Here is a 23,650-nt window from a genome sequence, read left to right as displayed (position 1 = left end):
CCTTGCCCCGCGCCGCCGCCGCCACGGTCGCGCCGCCACCGCCCGTAACATGCGATGCACGCGCGGCGGCGCCACAATCCGCCGCGCTACCGTCGCCCGTCCGCCGTTCCAGGAGCTTGCCCGATGTCCGATGCCTTCGATCTGTCGATGCCGTGGTGGGAGTATCTGGTGCGGGCCTGCATCGTCTACTTCGTCCTCCTGCTGATGATCCGCGTCTCGGGCAAGCGCTCGATGGGGCAGTTCACCTCCTTCGACATGCTGCTGATCGTGCTGCTGGGCAACGCGGTGCAGAACGCCTTGCTGGGCACCGACAACTCGGTGACCGGCGGATTGATCCTGGCGGCGACGCTGATCGTCCTGAACTGGTCGGTCGGCTTCCTGGCCGCGCGCAGCGCCCGCGCCGAGCGCGTGCTCGAAGGCGAGCCGGTGGTGCTGGCGCGCGACGGCCACGTCTTCCGCAACGTGCTGCGGCGCGAACTGGTGAGCCGCGCCGATTTCGAGAAGGCGATGCGCGAGAACGACTGCAGCGAGATCGACCACGTGGCCCTGGCGATGCTGGAGACCAACGGGCACATCACGATCGTGCACAAGGCGGATCAGGGCGGGTAGGGCTGCGTGGGCTGAGACGAGAGCGTCGGGGCTGAAGCCCCTCCCACAAAAGACTTCGAAGCTTTCGCGCACGCCCCAGGTGTCGATGAGGCCGCGAGGTTTTTTGTGGGAGGGAGCTTCAGCCCCGACAGCGAACTGCCGGCGATGACGCAACCACCCCGCGACTCAGCCCTCGCCCAGCCAATCGCGCGGCCGCAGATAGTCGGCCAGCTTCGCCTCATCGCTGCCGGCCTCCGGCGAGAACCCGTACTCCCAACGCACCAGCGGCGGCAGGCTCATCAGGATCGACTCAGTGCGCCCGCCCGACTGCAGGCCGAACAAGGTGCCGCGGTCGAACACCAGATTGAATTCGACATAGCGCCCGCGCCGATACAACTGGAACTGACGCTCGCGCTCGCCGAACGGCATGTCGCGGCGGCGCTCCACCAGCGGCAGATACGCGTCGAGGAAACCGTCGCCGACCGCGCGCTGATAGGCGAAATCGCGTTCGAAGTCGCCGTGCAGATCGTCGAAGAACAGACCGCCGACGCCGCGGGTCTCGTTGCGGTGCTTGAGGAAGAAGTAGTCGTCGCACCAGCGCTTGTGCGCCTGATAGCGCTCCTCGCCGCCGAACGGCTCGCACAGCGCGCGCGCGGTGCCGTGCCAGTGGCGGACGTCCTCGATGAAGGGATAGAACGGAGTCAGGTCGAAGCCGCCGCCGAACCACCACGCGACCGTTTCGCCGTCGCGCATCGCGCGGAAATGACGCACGTTGGCATGGGTGGTCGGCAGGTACGGGTTGTTCGGATGGAACACCAGCGACACCCCGACCGCGCGCCACGACGCACCGGCCAGTTCCGGCCGCGCCGCGCTGGCCGAAGGCGGCAACTGGCTGCCGGAGACATCGGAAAACCCGACGCCGGCCTGCTCGAACACCTGGCCGCCGCGCAGGATGCGCGTGCGTCCGCCGCCGCCCTCCGGTCGCTGCCAGATGTCCTCCGCGAAGCGCGCCTCACCGTCGGCCTGTTCGATGGCGGCGCACAGGCGGTCCTGCAGGCCGGAGAGATAGTCGCGTACGCGGTCGAAGTCGCTCATGCGGTCATTCTAACGATGCCGCGGGGCGGTGGCAGGAGCGGGCGCGAGCAGCCAAGTCCGGTGAAGCCTTGGGAGCAAGTCCGCTGCGCGTTTCGGCGCCTTCCCGCGCGATGCGGCCATGCGACGCCGCGCCGCAAACGACAACGCCCGCCCGCGGCCATCGGTCGCGGGCGGGCGTCGAGGCGCGGCGCGAAACGCTCGGGTTTACTTCAACGTCCGATTGAACAACTCATAGATCCGCCGGTACTCGTCGTACCACGCCTCCGGATGGGTGAAGCCGTGCCGTTCCAGCGGGTACGGCGCGATTTCCCACTTATCCTTGCGCAGCTCGATCAGGCGCTGGGTCATCATCACCGAGTCCTTGAAGAACACGTTGTCGTCGATCATGCCGTGGGCGATCAGCAGGTGGTCCTTGAGGCCCGAGGCGTACTCGATCGGCGAGGACTTCTTGTACGCCTCCGGGTCCAGGTCCGGGGTGTTGAGGATGTTGGCGGTGTATTCGTGGTTGTACTGCGACCAGTCCGAGACCGGGCGCAGGGCGGCGCCGGCCTTGAATTTGCCCGGTTCGCGGAACAGCGCCATGAAGGTCATGAAGCCGCCGTAGGAGCCGCCGTAGATGCCGGCGCGGTCGCGGTCGCCCTGCTTGTTGGCGATCAGCCAGTCCAGGCCGTCCAGGTAATCCTCGAGTTCGGGATGGCCCATCTGCCGGTAGATGGCGGTGCGCCAGTCGCGGCCGTAGCCTTCCGAAGCGCGGTAGTCCAGATCGAGCACCACGTAGCCATCCTGCACCAGCAGGTTGTGGAACATCTGCTCGCGGAAGTAGTTGGAGTAGCGGTTGCTGACGTTCTGCAGATAACCGGCGCCGTGCACGAACATCACGATCGGATACTTCTTGCCCGGCTCGTAGTTCTTCGGCCCGTAGAACTTGCCCCAGACCGTGCCGGCGCCGTGCTTGGACGGGACCTGCACGTATTCGGGCTGAATCCACTCGCGGTTCTTGAACGCGCTCTTGCGGGTGTCGGTGAGCTTGACGGTGTTCTCGCCGCTGCTGTCGACCACCGCCAGCTGCGGCGGCAGGTAGCTCTGCGAATAGCGCACCAGCAGCTTGCCGCCGTCGGGCGAGACCGAGAAGCTTTCCACGCCGTCGAGCGCGGTGACTTCGCGCACCGCGCCGCCGCCGCGATCGGCCGCGCAGACTTCGTAGTCGCCCGGCCACTTGCGGTTGCACAGGAAGAAGAAGGTCTTGCCGTCGGCGCCGAGTTCGGGCGCGGAGACTTCCCACTTGCCCGAGGTGATCGCGCGCGGCGCGCCGCCGTTGTCGCTCACGTACAGGTGCGAGTAGCCGCTTTGTTCCGACAGCAGCCACAGGCCGCCGTCGGCGAACCAGCCGAAATCGTTGAAATCCCAGCCGACCCAGGCCTTGTCGGTGAGGCGGTGGCGGGTTTCCAGCGTCGCCTTGGCCAGATCCACTGAGGTCAGCCAGCGGTCCTTGTTGTCGATCGCGCGCACCACCACGCCGGCGTGGCGGCTGTCGTCGCTCCAGTGGATGGCCACGCCGCTGCCGTCGCCGTCGGTGCCGATGCGCACCGGGCGGTCGCCCTTGAGCGCGTCGCGCTTGGCCGCCTTGCGCAGCGCGGCGAGTGGGTCGTCGGTGATGCCCGGCAGCTTGTCGAACTTGAGTTCGCTGGCCTTCGCGTTGGCGACATCGACCAGCCACAGCTTCTGCGGCAGCGGATCGTTGCGGCCGACCAGCGTGCGCGTTTCCTCGAATTCCTCGTAACCCGATTCGGTCACGTACTTGGGCATCTTGCCGACGGTGCCGGCATCGCCCTTCTTGGCCTGGGTCACGACCAGCAGGTAACGCGCGTCGGGCGACAGCGCGCTGTCGATGATCTCGACGTCGTCGCCCAGGTACACCGGCTTGGGCGCGCGGCTGGCGTCGCTCTTGCGCCAGGCTTCGTCCTGCTCGCGCGCGGCTTCGCGCGCGGCGCGATCGTGGCGCAAGGTGTCGATGGTGGCGAGCTGATAGTCGCGCAGCACGTCGGCCTTCGGCGGCTTGGCCGGGTCGTTCTCGGCGCGCACCTGCGCGGCCTGGCTCACGCCCTGGCCGGCGCGCCACTGGTACCACTGGTTATCGACACGGAACACCAGATTGCCGTCGCGTCCGAACTGCGGCCGCGCCTCGGTGTCGTTGCTGCGGGTGACCTGGGTGAGCGCGCCGCTGCGCAGATCGCGCACGAACACGTCGCCGTTGCGGATGAAGGCCATGCGCGTGCGCTGGGCGTCGTAGGCCGGCTTGATGGCGTCGATGTCGCCGCGCGCGGCACCGTCCAGGCGCTGCGACGTGCCGCCGCCGACGCCGGCCTGCCAGGTATCGCGGATGCTCGCGCCGTCGCGCTTGAGCTGGTATTGCACGCGCTGGCCGTCCCAGGCCCACCAGGCGCGTTCGACCGGCGGCCCGATCCAGTCCGGGTCGGCCATCGTGTCGGCCAGGGTCAGGGGCTGCGCGGCCTGGGCGAAGGCGGCGCTGGCGAGCAGCGCGAGGGGCAGGGCGGCGAGCGTGGCGTAGGAGAGGCGCATCGAACGGGCTCTAGGGACAAAAGTGGGCGCAGCGTATCAGTCCGGAGCGGGGCGCCGGGCCGGCCGTTGGTCATGGGATAAGGGCGAAATCGCGGGATTGGCGGGGTATTGGCTTGGGGTTTGCCGGATCGGCGGTTTTGTCTTGAGCTGGGCGGCGAGCGTGTCTGCCTTCGCGGCCGCGGCCCTCATCCGCCCCCCGCCTTCGCGGGGCAGGCTCTTCGGGCACCTTCTCCCGCGCCCGAAGGAAGTCACCTTGGGTGGCAAGCGGGAGAAGGGAACGGCATGAGGTACGCCGATATGAACGAGCGCAAATATCCACTGGACAAAACGTCTCAGGTGAGCGGAAGTGAGCGACGAAAACCTTCGCCGCGAGGGAAAATTCGCGCGAATCGAATCGCCGCGTTTTGTCGCACATGCCGCCCGGCATCGAACCGCGAAACGCGACGCGGGCGGAAACATCGAATGTCGCCGACGGCGACGCAAGCGCTTGATCCGGCATGTTCGCAACGCGATAGTGCGCACACAACGCAAGCCGTTTCACCCCGCCACTACGCCACGCTCACCGCCTTTGCGGTTTATGTGATTCCACGCAACCGCCCGCATCGGTGCATGGTGCGGCGCAAAATGAACCCGCTGGCGCGTCGTGATGCGCCATGGAGGCAATGCACGTGGACGCCCTGCTGCTGTCGCGGATCCAGTTCGGCTTCGTGATCTCGTTTCATATCCTGTTTCCCGCCTTCACCATCGGCCTGGCCAGTTGGCTGGCGTTCGTCGAATGGCGCTGGCTGCGCACCCGCGACACCTTGTGGCGCGATCTGTTCTTCTTCTGGACCAAGGTCTTCGCCGTGTCCTTCGGCATGGGCGTGGTGTCGGGCATCGTCATGAGTTTCCAGTTCGGCACCAACTGGGCGGTGCTGAGCGAACAGGCCGGCAATATCCTCGGGCCGCTGCTGTCCTATGAGGTGCTGACCGCGTTCTTCCTGGAAGCGACCTTCCTCGGGGTGATGCTGTTCGGCTGGAACCGGGTCGATGAGCGCGTGCATTTCCTGGCGACCTGCATGGTTGCGCTGGGAACCTTGATCTCCACGTTCTGGATCATCTCGGCCAACAGTTGGATGCAGACGCCGGCCGGCTACAAGATCGTCAACGGCGTGTTCGAGCCCGACAGTTGGTGGGCCATCGTCTTCAATCCCTCGTTCCCGTACCGCCTCGCGCACATGGTGCTGGCGGCGTTCATCACCACCTGCTTCGTGATCGGCGGCGTCGGCGCCTCGTACCTGCTGCGCGGCGTGCATGTGGAAGCGGGCAAGCGCATGCTCAAGGCGGCGGTGATCTTCGCCGCGATCACCGTGCCAACGCAGGTGTTCGTCGGCGATCTGCACGGCTTGAACGTGCGCGAGCATCAGCCGATCAAGGTCGCGGCGATGGAGGCGCATTGGCAATCCAACCCGCCCGGCGAAGGCGTGCCGCTGATCCTGTTCGCGGTGCCGAACGAAAAAGCCGAACGCAACGATCTGGAAATCGCCGTGCCCAAGCTCGGCAGCCTCATCCTCACCCACACCCTCGACGGCGACATCCAGCCGCTCAAGTCGGTGCCGGCCAGCGAGCGGCCGCCGGTGAAGCCGGTGTTCTACGCCTTCCGGGTGATGGTCGGCCTGGGCGTGGCGATGCTGGTCCTGGTGGTGTTTTCGCTGTGGCAGTTGTGGCGCGGGCGCTTGTACCGGTCGCGCGCGGCGCTGTGGGGCTGGCGGGTGCTGACCATGAGCGGTTTCGTCGCGATCCTGGCCGGTTGGTATGTGGTCGAGATCGGCCGCCAGCCGTATGTGATCTACGGCTTGCTGCGCACCGCCGACGCGGTCAGCCCGATCGAGGCGGCCAGCGTGATGACGTCGTTGATCGTGTTCGCGGTGGTGTATCTGACCGTGTTCGGCGCGGGGTTCCGCTATCTGGTCAAGTTGATCCGCAAGGGCCCGCATCCGCACGAGCCGCCGCCGCGCGGCGCGATGGGCGACAAGACCCCGGCGCGACCGTTGTCGGTGCCGGACGAATCCAGCGAAGCCGGCGCCTGAGCGCTTCGAATCGAAACGGAGTAGGACGATGGAATACTGGCTGCCCGTGATCTGGTTCGGCGTGATCGGCTTCGGCGTGCTGATGTACGTGCTGCTCGACGGCTTCGTGCTCGGCCTGGGAATCCTGGCGCCGTTCGCCGAGGACGAAGACCAGCTCGATCACATGATGAATACCGCCGCGCCCATCTGGGACGGCAACGAAACCTGGCTGGTGCTCGGCGGCGCGGGCCTGCTCGCGGCGTTCCCGAAGGCCTATGCGCTGGTGTTGTCGGCGCTGTATCTGCCGGTGCTGCTGATGTTGATCGCGCTGGTGTTCCGCGGCGTCGCCTTCGAGTTCCGCTTCAAGGCGCGGCGGGCGAAGAAAGCCTGGGGCGCGGCGTTCTCGCTGGGCTCGTTGTTCTGCGCGTTCGCGCAGGGTGTGATCCTGGGCGCGATCATGGAAGGCATGCCGATGCAGGAAGGCAAATACGTCGGCGGCATCTTCGACTGGTTCAGCCCGTTTTCGATGCTGACCGGCGCGGCGGTGGTGTTCGGCTATGCCTTGCTCGGTTCGACCTGGCTGATCCTGAAGACCGACGGGCGCATGCAACTGGTCGCGCGCACCTTGGCGCGGCCGCTGGTGTTGGTGGTGGCGGTGTTCATCGGCCTGGTCAGCGCGTGGCTGCCGTTTCTGGATTCGCGGATCATGGCGCGCTGGTTCGAGGGCGGGAATTTCTACTGGCTGTTCCCGGTGCCGCTGCTGGTGATCGCCAACGCCTGGGCGCTGTGGCGCTCGGTCATGCGCGAGGGTCGCGACGGGCATCCGTTCGTGTACGCGCTGGGGTTCTTCGTGCTCGGCTTCATCGGGCTGGTGGCGGGCATCTGGCCGAACATCGTGCCGGGGCTGACGATCTGGGACGCGGCCTCGCCGCCGTCGTCGCAAGGCTTCGTGCTGGCCGGACTGGTGGTGCTGTTGCCGGCGATCCTGGGCTACACGTATTGGTCGTATCGCGTGTTCAGCGGCAAGGTCGCGGCCGATGTCGGTTATCACTGAAACATCGCGACGCATCGCTTTCCTCTGAAACCTTCTTCGTTCGCATCGCTGTGCGCTTGCGCGGCGCGCTTTGCGAACGCGCGATGATCGCGCCGTACGCCGGCGACTGTTCGCGATGTTTTCGTTGCATTCGTTAGAACCTTTCTTCGAAGTGTGATTCGCGTCGTCCGCATTGCGGCCGGTGTGGATTCTTTACGCCTTGTTCGATTTTCGACTGCGCCGCTAGCTTGGCTGCGTCCCGCGGCAACGCGTCGCCGCGGGCGCATCGCCGGCCAGACAGGCCGAATCCGTACTCGAAGAAGGAACTGAAGTAATGGCTATCACGCATTCGCGTCATCCGCTTTCCGTCGCGCTGGTCGCGGCGATCTCGCTCGGCCTGTCCGGCCTGGTCGCCGCCGCGCAACCGGTGGAACCGTCGTTCCCGAATCAACCGGCGAGCGAAACCAGCCGCGTCTCGATTCGCTACGCGTCCGGCCAGAAGACCGGGATCAAGTCGCTGATCCAGCACAAGGTCGATGCCCTGCGTTCCTCCATCGCGGCGAACAAGAGCGCGCGCTCGGCGCGCCTGATCGGCGCCAAGACCCACTACGAATTCGACCATCTCAACACGGTGGTCATGACCTTGCCGGCCGAGGTCGTGGCGAATCTGCGCGGCAACAAGAACCTGATCGTGGAAGAAGACGCGCTTCGCTATCCGATGGGCGAATTCGTGCCCTACGGCGTATCGCAGGTGCAGGCGCCCGATGCGGTCGCCGCCGGCGCCGACGGCACCGGCGTCAAGGTCTGCGTGATCGATTCGGGGCTGCGCGCCAGCCACGAGGACTTCGCCGGCATCGCCCTGAACGGCTACGCGCCCACCGGCAAGACCTGGAACAGCGACACCTGCGGGCACGGCACTCACGTCGCCGGCACCATCGCCGCGGTCGGCAACAACGGCAAGGGCGTGATCGGGGTGAGCCCGGGCAAGGTCTCGCTGCACATCGTCAAATATTTCGACGGCCCCACCTGCGGCCACGCGTCGTTCGCGTCGAGTCTGGTCGATGCGGCCAATCGCTGCGCCCAGGCCGGCGCCAAGGTCATCAACATGAGCCTCGGCGGTCCGGTGTCGAGTTCGCTGGAGAGCAACGCGTTCACCCAGTTGTTGAGCCAGGGCGTGCTGTCGGTGGCCGCGGCGGGCAATTCCGGCAACAGCAGCAAGTCGTATCCGGCGTCCTACGCAAGCGTGTTTTCGGTGGCGGCGATCGATGCCAACCAGGCCCGCGCGCCATTCTCGCAATTCAACGACGCGGTCGATATCGCCGCGCCGGGCGTGGATATTTCCAGCACCTATCCGGTTCGCGGCACGCCGCTGACGGTCGGCGCCGACAGCTTCCCGACGCTGCCGCTGGGCGGCTCGGCGTCCACCACGGTCAGCGGCGCGCTGGTCGACGGCGGGCTTTGCACCGCGGCCGGCAGCTGGAGCGGCAAGATCGTGTTGTGCGCGCGCGGCGAGAACACGGTTACCGAAAAGGTCGCGGCGGCGAAGAACGGCGGGGGCGTCGGCATGGTGCTGGCCAACAACGTGAACGATCCGTTCGGGATCACCGGGCGGCTGGCGAGTTCGGTTTCGATCAGCCTGGCCAGCGTCAACAAGGAGACCGGACAGCAGTTGCTCGCCCGCGTCGGACAGACCGCCACGCTCAACCCGACCCCGGTCTACGATGCCGAGAGCTACGCGATGATGAGCGGCACCTCGATGGCTTCGCCGCATGTGGCCGGCGTAGCCGCGCTACTGTTCGCGGCCCGGCCGTCGGCGACGCCGGCGCAGGTACGCGAGGCGATCACCTCTTCAGCGCAGGATCTCGGCGCGCCCGGCCGCGACAACGAGTACGGCGCCGGCATGGTCCGCGCGTTCGAAGCCCTGGATCGGCTGACTTCCACCGGCGCGTCCGCGCCCAACTGAGCCGGCCCACGCCGGACCGCCGCCGTCCTCCGGCTTCGGCCGGAGGGCGGCGTTCGTGGCCGGGCGGGGCGTGACCCGGGCTCGCCGCCTTGGCGATCGTGGGCGGCGCAGGTACGAAAAGCGATCGCCCTGGCTTTGGCGCCGCCCGATGATGGCCGCGGCCAAGTCCGCCGCCGTCGGCCGGGGCGGCGAAGGCCGGCGGTCATCGCCGACCATCAAAGGAGCATTGGGGGCTGTCAGGGGTCGCCACCCCTGCGCGACCGGCACCCGCCGTAGCACTTCGGTCCGGGCCTGGGGCTGAACATGGAAGTTCGCGTAGACCGGACGGGCAGGTATGCTGTGCATCACATCTGCGATGCAGAAAAACAGTCTCCCCCGGCTGTACCGCCCGCCCCATGCAAGCCTACGTTTACAAAAGTCTCCGCAAGGCAGACACCTACGTGTACCTGAGCGCGCGCGACGATTTCGAGCGCCTGCCCGAGCCCGTGCGCGCGCAGCTGGGTTCGCTGCAGTTCGTGCTCGAGGTCGAGTTGAGCGCGCAGCGCAAGCTGGCTCGCGCCGACGCGGCGGCGGTGCGCGAAAACCTCCGCACCCGCGGCTTCCATCTGCAATTTCCCCCGGTGATCGGCGAGGTCACGACGCCCGATGCCTGAGCCCCGCAGCCCGAGCGCCCTCTCCCGCGGTTTCGGCCTCGCGCTCGCCGCCGGCCTGGCGCTGGCGCTGGCGACCGGTTTCGGCGGCGGTCCGGTCGGCGGGGTGATCGCGTTGATCGGCGGCGCCTTGTCGCAGCCGGCGTTCGCGCTGGCGGCGCGCATGTGGAAACGGCGCGAGGCGACGCCGGCGTGGAAACCGGAACTGCTGACCCTGTCGGCGCTGTGGGGCGGCGTCACCGCGGCCACCGCGGCGCTGGTCGCCTGGCCGCTGAGCGCGCTGATGCAGAGCGGATCGCTGCTGGCGGCGCTCGGCCTGAGCGTGGTCGCCGGACTGATTCTGCTGGGCCTGTGGCGGCTGTGGCCGCTGTGGCAGGGCGCCGAACGCGACGGCGCGCCGTTGCCGCCGCAATGGGCGCGGCTGGCGGAGCTGGATCTGGGCGCGTGGCGCGGCCTGGGCGTGGCGGCGATCGTCGCCGGCCTGGCCGGCGCGGCGGTGCTGCTGGCCTGGCCCGGGCTGTTGCTCGACGGCGCGCGCTGGGGGCTGGCGGCGGTCTTCGCCGTGGCCTCGCCGGCGCTGCACGTATTGCTGCAGTCGATCGCCCCGGCGCAGCCGCTGCCGGGCGTGGAATTCGATCCCGAACTCGACACCGTGCACGGCGCCGACGACCTGCTCGACGACGGCGAACCGCTGGCCGATGCGCAACTGACCCCGGCCCTGTACGCCGCCGCCCGCGCCGGCAAGGTCGAGCGCGCGCTGGAACTGATCGAACTGGGCGCCGACGTCAACGCCGAGCCCACTGGCGACGAACGCGACCGCCGCAGCCTGCCGGTGCTGGCCGCGGTGCTGCCCGACCTGCGCCTGCTGCGCGCGCTGATCGCCAGCGGCGTGGACCTCAACGCCAGCCACGCCGGCATGACGCCGCTGCTGGCCGCCACCCGCGACAGCTGGCACGGCCGCCCCGACGCGGTGATGACCCTGCTCGCCAACGGCGCCGATCCGCGCCTGGCCGATTTCGAAGGCAACACGCCGCTGCACCACGCCGCGCGCAGCTCCGATCCGGGCGTGGCGGCGCTGCTGCGCGACGCCCAGGCCGAGCTGGAACCGCTCAATCAGGACGGCCTGTCGCCGCTGGGCGTGGCCTGCGCCAGCGGCAACTGGCGGCTGGCCAAATTCTTGCTCGAGCGCGGCGCCAAGACCGAACACCCCGGCGGCGCGCCCGCGCTGCTGGCCGCGGCCGGCGGCGACGAGGACGATCCGGCCGGCGTGCAGCTGCTGCTCAAGCACAAGGCCCGCATCGACGCCCGCGACGGTCAGCGCCGTAGCGCGCTGCACACCGCGTCCTTCGCCGGCCATCTGGACATCGTCACCACCTTGCTGGCCGCCGGCGCCGACGCCAACGCGATCGACAGCCAGCAGCGCACGCCGCTGCTGGAAGCCGCGCGCGGCGGCCGCGCCGCGGTGTTGGAACGCTTGCTGGAACACCTGCCGCAAGGCGGCGTGGCCGAGGCCCAGGCGGTCGACGCCGACGGCGCCAGCGCGCTGATCCTGGCCTGCCAAGCCGAAACCGCGTCGCCGCCGCTGGTGGTGCGCCTGCTCGATCTGGGCATCGACGCGGAACTGCGCGATCGCCAGGGCAAGCGCGCGGTCGATCGCGCCGCCGAGGCCGGACGCTGGTCGCTGGTCGCCGCGCTCGATCGCGCCTATCCGCTGCCGACCGCGGTCAGTGGCGAAGGCGACAGCGATGCGCCCGAAGGCGAGCGCGTCATCGTCGATCGCATGCCGGCCGCGCTGTTGCGCGACGGTCTGCGCGACGGCCGCGCTTCGGAACTCACCGGCCTGGCCAAGCTGCTCAGCCCGGCCGAGCTGGGCGCGCAACTGCACGAAGAAGACGGCCAGGTGCCGACCGCCGAACGCATCGAATGGCTGCTCGGCCAGGGCGCCGACGTCAACGTGCGCAACGCCGAGGGCGACACGGTGCTGTTCGCCCTGCTCGACCGCGCGCCGGCCTCGCTGCCGGCCCTGCAGACGCTGCTGCGCCACGGCGTCTCGCCGGCCGGCCGCGGCGGCCTGGGACGGTTTCTGGCCACTTGTTCGGCCGGCGATCAGGCCGCGCGCGGGCTGGAACAATTCGCGCTCGACCTGCTCGAACGCGGCGCCGATCCGTTCGCGTGCACGGCCAACGGCGATCCCGCGCTGGCGATCGCGGTGCGGCTGGGCTGGTCGCGCCTGCTCGAACGCCTGCTCACCGCCGGCGTCGATCTGAACACCCGCGACAGCCACGGCATGAGCGCGCTGCATCTGGCCGCCGCGCTCGGCCGCGAAGCCATGCTCAAGCGCCTGGTCGCGAACGGCGCCGCGCCCGATCTGCTCGCCGCCGACGGCCAGACCCCACTCGGCGTCGCCCTGGCCTCGGGCCGGCGCGACCTCGCCGATTGGCTGGACTGGCGCGGCTGGCCGTTGCCGCGCCGCCCGCTGCAGCCGGCCGATGTGCCGGCCGCGGCGATCGTCGGCGACGCCGACGCGGTACGCCGCCTGCTCGACCTGGGCCTGTCGGTGGATTCGCCCGACAGTCAGGGTTGCACCTCGCTGCTGCGCGCCGCCGGTGGCGGTCATCGCGCGGTGGTCGATCTGCTGCTCGCGCGCGGCGCCGATCCGCAGCGCGCGGCCAATTCCGGGGCGACGCCGTTGTCGGCCGCGGTGAGCATGCGTCATGGCGAAATCGTCGATCGTCTGGTCGCCGCCGGCGCTTCGCTGGAACAGCGCTTGCCGGGCGATCTGACCGTGTTGATGGTCGCCTGCGCGCTCGGCCTGACCGATCTGGCCGCGCGTTTGCTGACCGCCGGCGCCGACGTCCAGGCGCGCGACGCGCAAGGCCGCATGGCCCTGCATTGCGCGGCCATGTTCGGCTTCACCGCGCGCGAGCGCAGCCGCCTGGTCGCCTTGTTCGACACCTTGCTGCTGGCCGGCGTCGATGCCGACCAGTCCGCCGCCGGCGCCACGCCGCTGTTGCTGTTGCTGGGCGCGCGCGCCGAGCCGGGCACCGCCGCGGATGAGGACGTGCTGATCGCCGGTCTGGAACTGCTGCTCGATCATGAGGCTTCGCTGGACGTGCAGGACCCGCGCGGTTTCGGTCCGCTGCATCTGGCCGCGCTGCATGGTTTGCTGCGCGTGGTGCAGCGCCTGCTGCGCCACGGCGCCAACCCGGACGTGCGCGATGCGCTCAACCGCACGCCGCGCGAGATCGCGGTGATGCGCGGCTTCGTCGATATCGCCGCCGAGTTCGCTCCGGCGACGCCGGGCAACGGCAGCAACGGCGGCGTGTCGATGGCGCGGTTTCTGCGCGGGCCGGGCGGCGGCTGACGGCGCGGCGCGGATCGCGCCTTCGCCGTGGTCTGTCGATCGCGTATTCCGGGCTTCGGTCAGGTCGTCGGGCCTGAGTGGTTAACCGCTGCGGGTGTCGGGGCTGAAAGCCCCTCCCACAAAAGTGCTCGGGGTTACGCGAGGCTTCGCATGAGTCTCAGTGGCCGAACGCCGCCCACCACAACCCTGCGCTGGTCCGAGGTTTTTTGTGGGAGGGGCTTTCAGCCCCGACTGAGGTCAGGTGAAACCCCAAACATCGGCTGACGCTCAACAGTCTCAGTAGCCGAAGGCCGCCCAGCACAAACCTGCGCCAGTCCGAAGTTTTTTGTGGGAGGGGCTTTCAGCCCCGACACGAGGCCAGGTGAAACCCCAAACACCGGCTGACGCTCAACAGTCCCCGTAGCCGAAGGCCACCCAGCACAAACCCTGCGCCGGTCCGAAGTTTTTTGTGGGAGGGGCTTTCAGCCCCGACACGAGGTCAGGTGAAACCCCAAGCGCCGGCTCACGCTCAACAGTCTGAGTAGCCGAAGGCCGCCCATCACAAACCCTGCGCCGGTCCGAAGTTTTTTGTGGGAGGGGCTTTCAGCCCCGACACGAGGTCAGGTGAAACCCCAAACACCGACTGACGCTCAACAGTCCCCGTAGCCGAAGGCCATCCACCACAAACCCTGCGCCGGTCCGAGGTTTTTTGTGGGAGGGGCTTTCAGCCCCGACACGAGGCCAGGTGAAACCCCAAGCACCGGCTGACGCTCAATGCCGAGTCACGCTTTCCCCAGGCAGCGTCGTGCTCTGCTGATCCACCATCCCCGCCAGGATGCCTTCGCCGCGATCGGCGTTGAACAACTCCTCCAGTTCCTTGCGCCCGTCGCGCGCGCTCTGGATCAGCGCGTCTTCATCGTCGTGCACCAGGTACTGCGCGTTGAGCATGCGTTCGTCCAGCTCGCGGAAGCGCTCGACATGATCGCGCGCGATCTCGGCCTCCACGCCCAGTTCCACCAACACTTCTTCGCCCAATTTCAGGCTGGAGTGGAAGGTCTCGCGCATCGGCTCGGCGCCCAGGTCCATCAGGTCCCAGGCGTGGCGGCGGTCGCGCGCGCGGGCGAACACCTTGGCCTTGGGATACAGGCGCCGGATCGTGCGCACGGTGCGGATGCCGCTGTCGCGATCGTCGATGGCGACCACGAAAATCTTCACGTTGGCCGCGCCGGCCGAACGTAGCAGCTCCGGCCGCGCCGGATCGCCGTAATAGATCATGTTGCCGAAGCGGCGCATGAAATCGACCTGCTCGGCGCTGTTCTCGATGCCGATGAAGGGCGTGCGGTGAGCGACCAGCAGGCGCGCGATGATCTGGCCGAAGCGGCCCATGCCGGCGATCAGCACCTGCGGATGATGATCGGGAATCTCGTCGTACGGCCGCTTGTCCTTCGGCGCCGGCGTCGCATCGAGCATGCGCTGCGCGGCGATCATCAGCAGCGGCGTGAGCGCCATCGACACGCCGACCGCGGCGATCAGGCGATCGCGGGTGGGATCGTCGAGCAGATTCGCCTTGACCGCTTCGTTGAACACGATGAAAGCGAACTCGCCGCCCAGCGACATCACCGTCGCCAGCTGGAACGCGCCGCGCTTGTCCAGGCCGCCGGCGCTGATGCCCACGCCGAACAGCAATACGAACTTCACCGCCAGCAGCGCGGCGACGATCGCGCCGATCAGCAGCGGTTCGGCGAGCACGCGCTGCAGGTCGATGCTCATGCCCACGGCCATGAAGAACAGGCCCAGCAACAGGCCCTTGAACGGCTCGATCTGCGATTCCAGCTCATGGCGGAATTCCGAATCGGCCAGCAGCACACCGGCCAGGAACGCGCCCAGGCCGGCCGACAGTCCGGCGGTCTGCAGCACCCAGGCCGAACCGAGCACGGTCAGCAGCGCCGCGCCGGTGAACACCTCGGGCATCTGGGTGCGGGCGACGATGCGGAACACCTGTCGCAGCAACACCCGGCCGCCGAACACCACCGCCGCGATCGCGCCGACCGCCTTGGCCACCGCCATCCAGTTCAGGCCTTCCACCGCCGCGGCCTTGCCGAGCAGCGGGATCGCCGCCAGCAGCGGAATCGCCGCCAGATCCTGGAACAGCAGGATGGCGAAGGCGAGCCGTCCGTAATCGGCCGACAGGCCTTTGCGCTCGGACAGCAATTGCAGGCACACCGCGGTCGAGGACAGGGCCAGGCCCAGGCCGACCACGGTCGCCGCTTTCCAGCCCAACTGGCCGCCGAACATCGCCAGCGCGCCCAGGGCCAGGCCGCTGAGCAACACCTGCAATCCGCCGGCGCCGAACACCGGCTTGCGCATCACCCGCAGCCGCGCCGGCGACAGTTCCAGGCCGATCACGAACAGCATCATGACCACGCCGATTTCCGACGCCGCCAGGACCGGCTCGGCATCGCTGATCACCTTGATTCCGTAAGGCCCCAGCACCACGCCCGCGGCCAGATAACCCAGCACCGCGCCCAGCCCGAACTTGCGGAACACCGGCACCGCGATGACCGCGGCGAGCAGAAACAACAACGCAAGTTCTAGACCGCCACCGTGCATGGGCACCTCCGATCAGGATTATGGCGCGCGACGGCGCCGGTTGGGGGAGGGTAGCGAGGCGAAGTTGCGTTATGGATAGCAACGGTCCGACCGCAGCGAAGGATGACGCCGATGCTTTGCTATGGTTGCCCGGTCGCCGAATTTCAATCGTCCGCGCGGCGGCGGAAGCGAATCTGAATTAAAGGGGTTTACGGATGAACATGATGAAACGAACCACCTGCGCGGCGCTGCTGCTGGCCTTCGCGATCCCGGCGCTGGCCGCGGGCAAGGGTCCGGGCGCGGTGCGCAAACAGATCGAAATGAGCATGGTGCTGACCGGCAAGGTCCGCATCGCCGCCGACGGCCATGTGCAGGGCCTGCAGATCGACCGCGAAAGCGACGTGCCCGCGTCCGTCAGTCAGCTGATCCGCGGCGCAGTGCCGCAATGGAAATTCGATCCCGCCCATCCCGGCGACGCCGCCGATGCCGACGGCACGCCGATGAGCGTGCGCGTGGTCCTGCGCCAGGCGCCGGAGCAGGGCGCGGAGAATTACACCCTGCGCATCGTCAGCGCTCACTTCGGCGAGACGAAGCCGGCCGAAATGCCGGCCTCGGTGTCGCTGCCGCCGCCGTCCTACCCGAGCGCCGCGGCCGCCGCGCGCTTGCCGGCGACGGTGTATCTGGTCGCGCGCATCGGCCGCGACGGCAAGGTCAGCGACGCCTTCGCCGAGCAGGTCAATCTGCGCGCGATCGGCAGCGAGCGGCAGATGGACGCTTTCCGCAAGCAATTCGCCGCCGCCAGCCTCAGCGCGGTCAAGCGCTGGCGCTTCACGCCGCCGCGCGAAGGCGCTGAAGTCGGCGCCGATCATTGGCAGGTGCGCGTGCCGGTGGACTTCCTGTTCGAGCGCAAGCGCCCGGCCTACGGCCAGTGGGAGGCCTACGTGCCCGGCCCGCGCGCACGCGCGCCGTGGCTGCCCACCGACCAGGATGCGACCGCCGGTGTGGATGCGTTTTCTGGCACCGGCTTGCGCATGCTCGGTCGCGGGCCGCGCCTGCTGACGCCCTTGTCGCAGGGATAAATCGCAAGGCCAGGCACGGTTTCCACCGATGCCTGGCGGCTTCAAGACACCGATCCCATCACGACAATGCACATGCGTTGTGACTGGTCGCGCCCTGTGCGATAGCGCCCAAGGACAATAACGGACGACCCGGCCGCAACGCGTCCGGCGTCGCGCAGGAGCGCATCCGTTGTCCTACACAGGGAGGTGGTCATGAAAATCGTCGCGGCGATGCTGCTGGCGCTGTTGTTGAGCGCGTGCGATCCGGGCTTGATAGACGATCCGACCGGGCATTGGGGATTGATCGCGGGCGATCAGGCCGGCGACGGCCTGGCTTACCCCGATCCTCGGCTCGGCGCAGGCGAATCGTTCGTGTGCTTGCGCAATCAGGGAGGACCGACGGACCGGTAACGGTTTCGCGGCGATCCATCGTTGCATCGAGCGGACCATGGGCTGCGCATCCCGGGCGCTCGCCCCGCGCCCGCGCGAACGCGGCCGGCCCCGCCCATCCGCCCCCGAATTGTCCCGGACCCCAGTCCGGGGCATGATGCCGGTTCGCCCGCCACCCGTAGCACCCGCACTCCCTAGTCGGGCTCGGCGACTCGTGAAGCAGTAGCACCGACATGGAGCCAGTGTCTATGAATGCCGCAGTCGATTCGATTTCACCTCCCGGCCGCAGTCCGGCCGAGGACCCCGCCGCCCACCGCTGGTACGCCGGCCAGGGCGATTCGCAAACCCCCGCCGGCGCTTACACCGCGCTGCTGCCCGCCGACGACGAGTGGTCGCGCGATACCGTGCTGCGCGCGGTCGTCGCCGATGCGCTGCAACGCAACGGGCTGGTGGTGGACGAGGACACCCTCGAAGCCACCGTCAATTCGGTCGCCGCGCCCGGCGGCGCGTTGGCCGAAACCGCGCTGAACTGGAAGCTGCATCCGGGCGAGACCCGCTCCGATGCACGCATGTCGCCGCCGTTCCACGGTTATGCCGTGGCGATGCCGGAAAACCTGCAGGCCTCGCTGGTCGGCTACGCCAAGACCTGGTCGGCCCATCGCGACAGCCAGCCGCCGGCGTCGGTGGACCGGCCGTTGAACGAGCTCAAGCAACTCGCCGTCAGCGGCGGTCACGGCGATGTCGCCGAAACCCTGGAAGCCTTGCAGGCCGCGATCGAGGCCGGCAGCGCCGCGCAGCGCAACGGTCAGCCGCTGGACGCGGTGGCGCTCGGCGCCGTGCTGGAATTCGCCACCCGCACCGGCCGCGAACGCGACGCGGCGAAGATTCTCGAACGCTACAGCGCGATCAAGACCGTGGTCGGCGGCGCGGAAGAGATCGGCCACAACGCCGGCCGCGTCTTCAACGGCCGCGATCCGGTCACCGGCAAGGCGCTGGACACCGACCAGCGCGTGGACGCCGCGTTCGACCTGCTCAGCGGCGGCTTCAAGACCGCCGGCAGCATCGGCAACGTCGCCTTGCTGATGGGTGCGCGCAACGCCGGTCTGGTCGGCGGCCTGATCGGCATCGCGCCGGTCGGCGTCGCCGTGGTGGCCTTCGCCGCCGGCGCGTATGAGCTGATCAAGCGTGCGCGCGAAGCGATTCTGGCGCCGCAATGGGACGAGTTCCGCGAGCGCTTCCCGTTCGCGGAAGGCATGGAGCCCAAGCGCGCGATCAGCGGCGTGATGCGCCAGATCGCGGGCATGCCCACCGACGGCCCCAACGCGCTGTCCACCGCCACGCGCATCGTCGACGGCATCGGCGAGAACCCGGAAACGCGCGAGCGCTTCCTGGCGTTCCTCAAGCAAAAAGTGCAGCCCGCCTCGCTGGTCGATACCCTGGCGTCGGGCCAGAACCTGGACAAGTTGAACCTGGAACAGCAGATGCTGTTGGCGCAGGCGGCCAAGAACGCGTCGAAGGAGTTCCTCGACCTGGAGCTCAAGGACGTCAAGCGCTACGTGCGCGATCGCGACGGCGATCGCGAGCGCGGCACCTACCTGCTGCCGGCGGCGGCGCAGGAAGCGGCCAATCGCAACACCAACAAGCTCGGCGGCACGATCGAGGACGGGCTGCGCGTGGCCGGTATTTTGACCAGCAGCGCGAATGCGTTGAACGGCCAGTTCCGCGACCTGCTCGACAAGGTCAAGGGCACCGAGATGCCCAAACTCAACGATCAGCAGCAGAAGAATCTGGCCGCGGCGCTGGTGCCGGCCACTCGCGCCGGCGGCTTGACCCAGGTGGATCACTTGGTCGCGAGCAAGGACGGCAGCCGCGTGTTCGCGGTGCAGGGCGACCTGGATTCGCCGACGCGGCGCATGGTCGCGCTGGATGTCGCCACCGGCTCGCACCAGAGCGTGGAAACCAGCAGCAAGCTCGCGGCGCAGCACACCGCCCACGAGCAATCGCAGGCGCAAACCCAGCTGTCGCAAAACGGCGGCCGCGGCTTCTGACGCCGGCCCGAGGCACCCGCGGCGTTGTCGCCGCGGGTGCGCGCCGAAACGGAAAAAGCCCCGGATCGCGGGGCTTTTTCTTGTTCGATCGCGGATCGCTCAGCGCTTCATCGAGCTGAAGAATTCGTCGTTCGACTTGGTGGTCTTCATCTTGTCGAGCAGGAATTCCATCGCGCCGATTTCGTCCATGCCGTGCAGCAGCTTGCGCAGGATCCAGATCTTCTGCAGCAGCTCCGGCTCGATCAGCAGGTCTTCGCGGCGCGTGCCCGAACGGTTGATGTCGATGGCCGGGTACACGCGCTTTTCGGCGATACGGCGGTTCAGGTGGACTTCCGAGTTGCCGGTGCCCTTGAACTCTTCGTAGATCACCTCGTCCATCTTGCTGCCGGTGTCGATCAAGGCGGTGGCGATGATCGTCAGCGAGCCGCCTTCCTCGACGTTGCGCGCGGCGCCGAAGAAGCGCTTCGGACGGTGCAGGGCGTTGGCGTCCACGCCGCCGGACAACACCTTGCCCGAGGAGGGCACGACGTTGTTGTAGGCGCGGGCCAGGCGGGTGATCGAGTCGAGCAGGATCACCACGTCCTTCTTGTGTTCGACCAGGCGCTTGGCGCGCTCGATCACCATCTCGGCGACCTGCACATGGCGCGCGGCCGGTTCGTCGAAGGTCGAGGAGACCACTTCGCCGCGCACGGTGCGCTGCATTTCGGTCACTTCTTCTGGACGCTCGTCCACCAGCAGCACGATCAGGTGCACGTCGGGATGGTTGTGCGTGATCGCGGTGGCGACCTGCTGCATCATCATCGTCTTGCCGGCCTTGGGCGGCGAAACGATCAGCGCGCGCTGGCCTTTGCCCTGCGGCGCCATCAGGTCGAGGATGCGGCCGGTGATGTCTTCGGTGGAACCGTCGGCGCGTTCGAGCTTGAACTTGCGGCGCGGGAACAGCGGCGTCAGGTTCTCGAACAGCACCTTGTTCTTCGACGCTTCCAGCGGCTCGCCGTTGATGCTGTCCACGACCGACAGCGCGAAGTAGCGCTCGCCGTCCTTCGGGAAGCGGATGCGGCCGGACAGGTGGTCGCCGGTGCGCAGGTTGAAGCGGCGGATCTGGCTGGGCGAGATGTAGGTATCGTCCGGGCCGGCCAGATAGCTGGCCTCGGCCGCGCGCAGGAAGCCGAAACCGTCCGGCAGGATTTCCAGCACGCCGTCGGCGGCGACGCCTTCGCCGTGGCGGGTCAGCACCTTCAACAGGGCGAAGATGACGTCCTGCTTGCGCGCGCGGGCCACGCCTTCCTGGATGCTGAGCTGATCGGCCAGATCCAGCAGCTTCGGCGCCGGCATGCGCTTGAGGTCGCCCAGCGAATACTGCGGGAAGCCCTCGGGCACCTGCGGGTGCGGGCGCGGGACGAAGTTCTCGCCGTTGCCTTCGTTGAAACCGTCGTCGCCGCCGCGCTGCTGCTGCGGACGGCCGTTGCGATCGCGGTCGCGGCGATTGCGGAAGCGGTCGCGGCGATTGCCGCCGCGGTCGTTGAAGCCGCCGTCGCGCTGCTGGCCCTGGTTCTGGCCTTGCTGCTGCGATTGCGGGTTGTTGCCTTCACCGTGTTGGTTCTGCGGCGCGGCGGTCTCGGCGGCGCCGGAGGCGGCCGGAGCGGACTCGCCGGCGCTGGCGGCCGGAGCAGGCGAAATCTTGGGAGGACGGGGCGCGGCCGGCTCGGCGGCCGCGATGGCGGCGGGCGCGGGCGGCGCGACGGGGGCTGGGATCAGCGGGCTGGCATCGCTGACGACCGCGGGGGCGGCGTCGGCGGCTTTGCTGGCACGCGGCTTGCGCACGCGCTTTTCGGCGGTATCGCCAGCGTCGGGGGTCTTATCGGACAAGCGGAGGTTCCTCGCTAAGCGGCGAGCGCTCGCATCGGGCGAGCGGGACGTCAGGGACGTGGGTTGATGATGAGTAGCTAGACGGGGTGCGGCGCAGGGACGCGAAGTCCGACGCCGGGTGTTGCGAAACTAGCACTGCTGCTGCGTGGCGGCAAGCTTCCCGGGCTATACCGTTCACGTTGCCGGGCAAGGCCCGGAGCGCTTGCGCCCGCTGCGGGCGCAAGCGTCACGCATCTTCGATGACAGGCCTCAGATGGCCTTGTCGATCATCTGGGTCAGCAGCGACTTGATGTTCGGCGGCGCGCCCAGCTGGCTGGAATGGACCTGGCCGTCCTTGAACATCAACAACATGGGGATGCTGCGCACGTTGTAGCGAACGCCCAGCGACGGGAATTCCTGCACATCGACCTTGACCACCTTGGCTTTGCCGTCGTACTGCTCGGCGAGCTGCTCCACGATCGGGCCGATCGCCTTGCAGGGACCGCACCACGGGGCCCAGAAATCGACCAGGACCGGTTCGGACGACTGCAGCACGGTGGCGTCGAAGTTGGAATCGCCAGCATGCAGAACTTTTTCGCTCACGGGGGTCTCCTGCGGGAGCCCGGTCCATACGGATCGGGCGAATCTTGAACGGAACGGCCCGGCAGGCCATGCCGGGCGGGGCTTACGCTAAACTGGGGCGTTTCGCGGCTCCTTCAAGGCCCCTGGCCTCAAAGAATGTGTCGCGCCACGGCCTCATCGAGCCAGCCTTCCCAATGCAAAACGGGTGTCGGCTCGGCCCCGGCAGTCTGCTTCGCCGACGCCACCCACGCAAGCGACACTCTACGACGCCGAACCGGCGCGGATCTCCGAAACGCATGAGCGACAAGCCTTTAACCGACATTACGTTTTCCTCCTTCGACCTGCATCCGAGCCTGCTGGCTGGCCTTGAGGCCGCCGGATTTTCGCGCTGCACGCCGATCCAGGCACTGACTTTGCCGATCGCGCTGACCGGCCGCGACGTGGCCGGACAGGCCCAGACCGGCACCGGCAAGACGCTGGCTTTTTTGGTCACGGTGGTGAACCGCCTGCTGACCCGCCCGGCCCTGGCCGAGCGCAAGCCCGAAGACCCGCGCGCGCTGATCCTGGCGCCGACGCGCGAACTGGCGATCCAGATCCATAAGGACGCGGTGAAGTTCGGTTCCGACCTGGGCCTGAAGTTCGCCCTGGTCTACGGCGGCGTCGATTACGACAAGCAGCGCGAGCTGCTGCAGAAGGGCGCCGACGTCATCATCGCCACGCCCGGCCGCCTGATCGACTACGTCAAGCAGCACAAGGTCGTGTCGCTGCACGCCTGCGAGATGTGCGTGCTCGACGAAGCCGACCGCATGTTCGACCTGGGCTTCATCAAGGACATCCGCTTCCTGCTGCGGCGCATGCCGATCCGCACCGAACGGCAGACCTTGCTGTTCTCGGCGACGCTGAGCCATCGCGTGCTCGAGCTCGCCTACGAGCACATGAACGAGCCGGAAAAGATCGTCGTCGAAACCGAGTTCATCACCGCCGCCAAGGTGCGCCAGAAGGTGTACTTCCCGGCCGACGAAGAAAAGATCCCGCTGCTGCTGGGCCTGCTGTCGCGCAGCGAAGGCGCGCGCACGATGGTGTTCGTCAACACCAAGGCCTGGGTCGAGCGGGTGGCGCGCGCGCTGGAGCGCGGCGGTTACCGCGTCGGCGTGCTGTCGGGCGACGTGCCGCAGAAGAAGCGCGAGTCGCTGCTCAACAAGTTCCAGAAGGGCCAGCTCGAAATCCTGGTCGCCACCGACGTGGCCGCGCGCGGTCTGCACATCGACGGCGTCAGCCACGTCTACAACTACGATCTGCCGTTCGACGCGGAAGACTACGTGCACCGCATCGGCCGCACCGCGCGCCTGGGCGCCGAGGGCGACGCGATCAGCTTCGCCTGCGAGCGCTATGCGATGAGCCTGCCGGACATCGAGGCCTACATCGAGCAGAAGCTGCCGACCCTGCCGGTCGATGCCGAGCTGCTGGTCGCGCTGCCGCGCGCGCCGCGCGAAATTCCGCCGGGCGAGGAAGGCGACGACGACAACGAGAGCATCGGTTCGATCTTCAAGGAAGCGCGCGAGCAGCGCGCCGCCGACGATGCGCGCCGCGGAGTGACCAGTCGCGGCAGCCGTTCCGGCGGTCCGGGCGCGGGCCGCAGCGGCGGTCGCAGCGAAGGCCGCCGCGATGGCGCGCCGCGTCGCGAACGTACGCGCAGCGAAGACGGCGTAGCCAAGCCGGCCGATGCCGCCGTGGCCGGCGCCGAAGCCGCCGCGCCGCGTCCGCCGCGCAAGCCGCGGGTCGAAGGCGCGGTGACCGATGCCGCGCATCCGGGCGCGAATCCGGCCGAAGGCGAG

The 23,650-nt window shown here is 68.3% G+C and carries 15 protein-coding genes; 10 read left to right on the top strand and 5 right to left on the bottom strand.

Annotated features, from left to right (window positions below):
• Window positions 1–123: 123 nt before the first annotated feature.
• A complete protein-coding gene (locus J7J50_RS22030) occupies window positions 124–609 on the top strand; it encodes a YetF domain-containing protein (protein WP_215059916.1) in 486 nt (161 codons plus the stop codon).
• A gap of 165 nt (window positions 610–774) precedes the next feature.
• On the opposite strand, the gene hemF is transcribed toward J7J50_RS22030, so the two are convergent.
• Both hemF and J7J50_RS22020 read right to left on the bottom strand, forming a co-directional pair.
• Window positions 775–1,683 carry an oxygen-dependent coproporphyrinogen oxidase gene (hemF, locus tag J7J50_RS22025; protein ID WP_215059918.1) on the bottom strand — a complete coding sequence of 303 codons (909 nt, stop codon included), beginning with the start codon at window positions 1,681–1,683 and terminating at the stop codon, window positions 775–777.
• 204 nt (window positions 1,684–1,887) lie between these two features.
• The gene (locus tag J7J50_RS22020) at window positions 1,888–4,263 is read right to left on the bottom strand and encodes a S9 family peptidase (RefSeq protein ID WP_215059920.1); all 2,376 of its coding nucleotides are present in this window, start codon (window positions 4,261–4,263) and stop codon (window positions 1,888–1,890) included.
• 668 nt (window positions 4,264–4,931) lie between these two features.
• Here J7J50_RS22020 and J7J50_RS22015 point away from each other — a divergent pair.
• From J7J50_RS22015 to J7J50_RS21995, 5 genes are all read left to right on the top strand, one after another.
• A complete protein-coding gene (locus J7J50_RS22015; RefSeq protein WP_215059922.1) occupies window positions 4,932–6,332 on the top strand; it encodes a cytochrome ubiquinol oxidase subunit I in 1,401 nt (466 codons plus the stop codon).
• Between the two features lie 28 nt (window positions 6,333–6,360).
• Window positions 6,361–7,365 (top strand): cytochrome d ubiquinol oxidase subunit II, encoded by a 1,005-nt coding sequence (cydB, locus tag J7J50_RS22010; protein WP_215059924.1) that lies wholly within the window; start codon window positions 6,361–6,363, stop codon window positions 7,363–7,365.
• Window positions 7,366–7,678: 313 nt separating this feature from the next.
• Window positions 7,679–9,307: a S8 family serine peptidase gene (locus tag J7J50_RS25190; protein ID WP_215059926.1), complete on the top strand. Its 1,629-nt coding sequence runs from the start codon at window positions 7,679–7,681 to the stop codon at window positions 9,305–9,307.
• Window positions 9,308–9,702: 395 nt separating this feature from the next.
• A complete protein-coding gene (locus J7J50_RS22000) occupies window positions 9,703–9,960 on the top strand; it encodes a YcgL domain-containing protein (protein ID WP_215059928.1) in 258 nt (85 codons plus the stop codon).
• Complete coding sequence (locus J7J50_RS21995; RefSeq protein WP_215059930.1) at window positions 9,953–13,321, top strand: ankyrin repeat domain-containing protein; 3,369 nt, start codon at window positions 9,953–9,955, stop codon at window positions 13,319–13,321. The genes J7J50_RS22000 and J7J50_RS21995 overlap by 8 nt, the downstream gene beginning before the upstream one ends.
• Before the next feature lie 750 nt (window positions 13,322–14,071).
• Here the strand turns inward: J7J50_RS21995 and J7J50_RS21990 are convergent.
• Window positions 14,072–15,910, bottom strand: coding sequence for a monovalent cation:proton antiporter-2 (CPA2) family protein (locus tag J7J50_RS21990; protein ID WP_215059932.1), 1,839 nt, complete (start codon window positions 15,908–15,910; stop codon window positions 14,072–14,074).
• A gap of 203 nt (window positions 15,911–16,113) precedes the next feature.
• Here J7J50_RS21990 and J7J50_RS21985 point away from each other — a divergent pair, with 203 nt between their 5' ends.
• The 3 genes from J7J50_RS21985 to J7J50_RS21975 all read left to right on the top strand — a co-directional run bounded on the left by J7J50_RS21985 (window position 16,114) and on the right by J7J50_RS21975 (window position 19,385).
• A complete protein-coding gene (locus tag J7J50_RS21985) occupies window positions 16,114–16,968 on the top strand; it encodes a protein tonB (protein WP_215059934.1) in 855 nt (284 codons plus the stop codon).
• A gap of 192 nt (window positions 16,969–17,160) precedes the next feature.
• Window positions 17,161–17,358, top strand: a complete 198-nt coding sequence (locus tag J7J50_RS21980; protein WP_215059936.1) for a hypothetical protein — start codon at window positions 17,161–17,163, stop codon at window positions 17,356–17,358.
• A gap of 227 nt (window positions 17,359–17,585) precedes the next feature.
• Complete coding sequence (locus tag J7J50_RS21975; protein ID WP_215059937.1) at window positions 17,586–19,385, top strand: XVIPCD domain-containing protein; 1,800 nt, start codon at window positions 17,586–17,588, stop codon at window positions 19,383–19,385.
• A gap of 99 nt (window positions 19,386–19,484) precedes the next feature.
• On the opposite strand, the gene rho is transcribed toward J7J50_RS21975, so the two are convergent.
• Window positions 19,485–21,254 carry a transcription termination factor Rho gene (gene rho, locus J7J50_RS21970; RefSeq protein ID WP_215059939.1) on the bottom strand — a complete coding sequence of 590 codons (1,770 nt, stop codon included), beginning with the start codon at window positions 21,252–21,254 and terminating at the stop codon, window positions 19,485–19,487.
• Window positions 21,255–21,503: 249 nt separating this feature from the next.
• Entirely contained in the window at window positions 21,504–21,836 is a 333-nt protein-coding gene (gene trxA, locus J7J50_RS21965; protein ID WP_057944869.1) for a thioredoxin, read from the bottom strand.
• A gap of 275 nt (window positions 21,837–22,111) precedes the next feature.
• Here trxA and rhlB point away from each other — a divergent pair.
• Window positions 22,112–23,650 (top strand): ATP-dependent RNA helicase RhlB (gene rhlB, locus J7J50_RS21960; RefSeq protein WP_215097561.1); only part of this gene is annotated, 1,539 nt, incomplete at its 3' end.

The organism is Lysobacter sp. ISL-50 (assembly GCF_018612875.1).
Taxonomy (GTDB): Bacteria; Pseudomonadota; Gammaproteobacteria; order Xanthomonadales; family Xanthomonadaceae; genus Lysobacter.
This window is presented reverse-complemented; position numbering and strand designations above follow the sequence as displayed.

Bases quoted from the DNA above. Each gene is read 5' to 3' on its own strand.
- J7J50_RS22030 (WP_215059916.1), top strand. From the start codon at position 124: ATGTCCGATGCCTTCGATCTGTCGATGCCGTGGTGGGAGTATCTGGTG.
- hemF (WP_215059918.1), bottom strand. From the start codon at position 1,683: ATGAGCGACTTCGACCGCGTACGCGACTATCTCTCCGGCCTGCAGGAC.
- J7J50_RS22020 (WP_215059920.1), bottom strand. From the start codon at position 4,263: ATGCGCCTCTCCTACGCCACGCTCGCCGCCCTGCCCCTCGCGCTGCTC.
- cydB (WP_215059924.1), top strand. From the start codon at position 6,361: ATGGAATACTGGCTGCCCGTGATCTGGTTCGGCGTGATCGGCTTCGGC.
- J7J50_RS25190 (WP_215059926.1), top strand. From the start codon at position 7,679: ATGGCTATCACGCATTCGCGTCATCCGCTTTCCGTCGCGCTGGTCGCG.
- J7J50_RS22000 (WP_215059928.1), top strand. From the start codon at position 9,703: ATGCAAGCCTACGTTTACAAAAGTCTCCGCAAGGCAGACACCTACGTG.
- J7J50_RS21995 (WP_215059930.1), top strand. From the start codon at position 9,953: ATGCCTGAGCCCCGCAGCCCGAGCGCCCTCTCCCGCGGTTTCGGCCTC.
- J7J50_RS21990 (WP_215059932.1), bottom strand. From the start codon at position 15,910: ATGCACGGTGGCGGTCTAGAACTTGCGTTGTTGTTTCTGCTCGCCGCG.
- J7J50_RS21985 (WP_215059934.1), top strand. From the start codon at position 16,114: ATGAAACGAACCACCTGCGCGGCGCTGCTGCTGGCCTTCGCGATCCCG.
- J7J50_RS21980 (WP_215059936.1), top strand. From the start codon at position 17,161: ATGAAAATCGTCGCGGCGATGCTGCTGGCGCTGTTGTTGAGCGCGTGC.
- J7J50_RS21975 (WP_215059937.1), top strand. From the start codon at position 17,586: ATGAATGCCGCAGTCGATTCGATTTCACCTCCCGGCCGCAGTCCGGCC.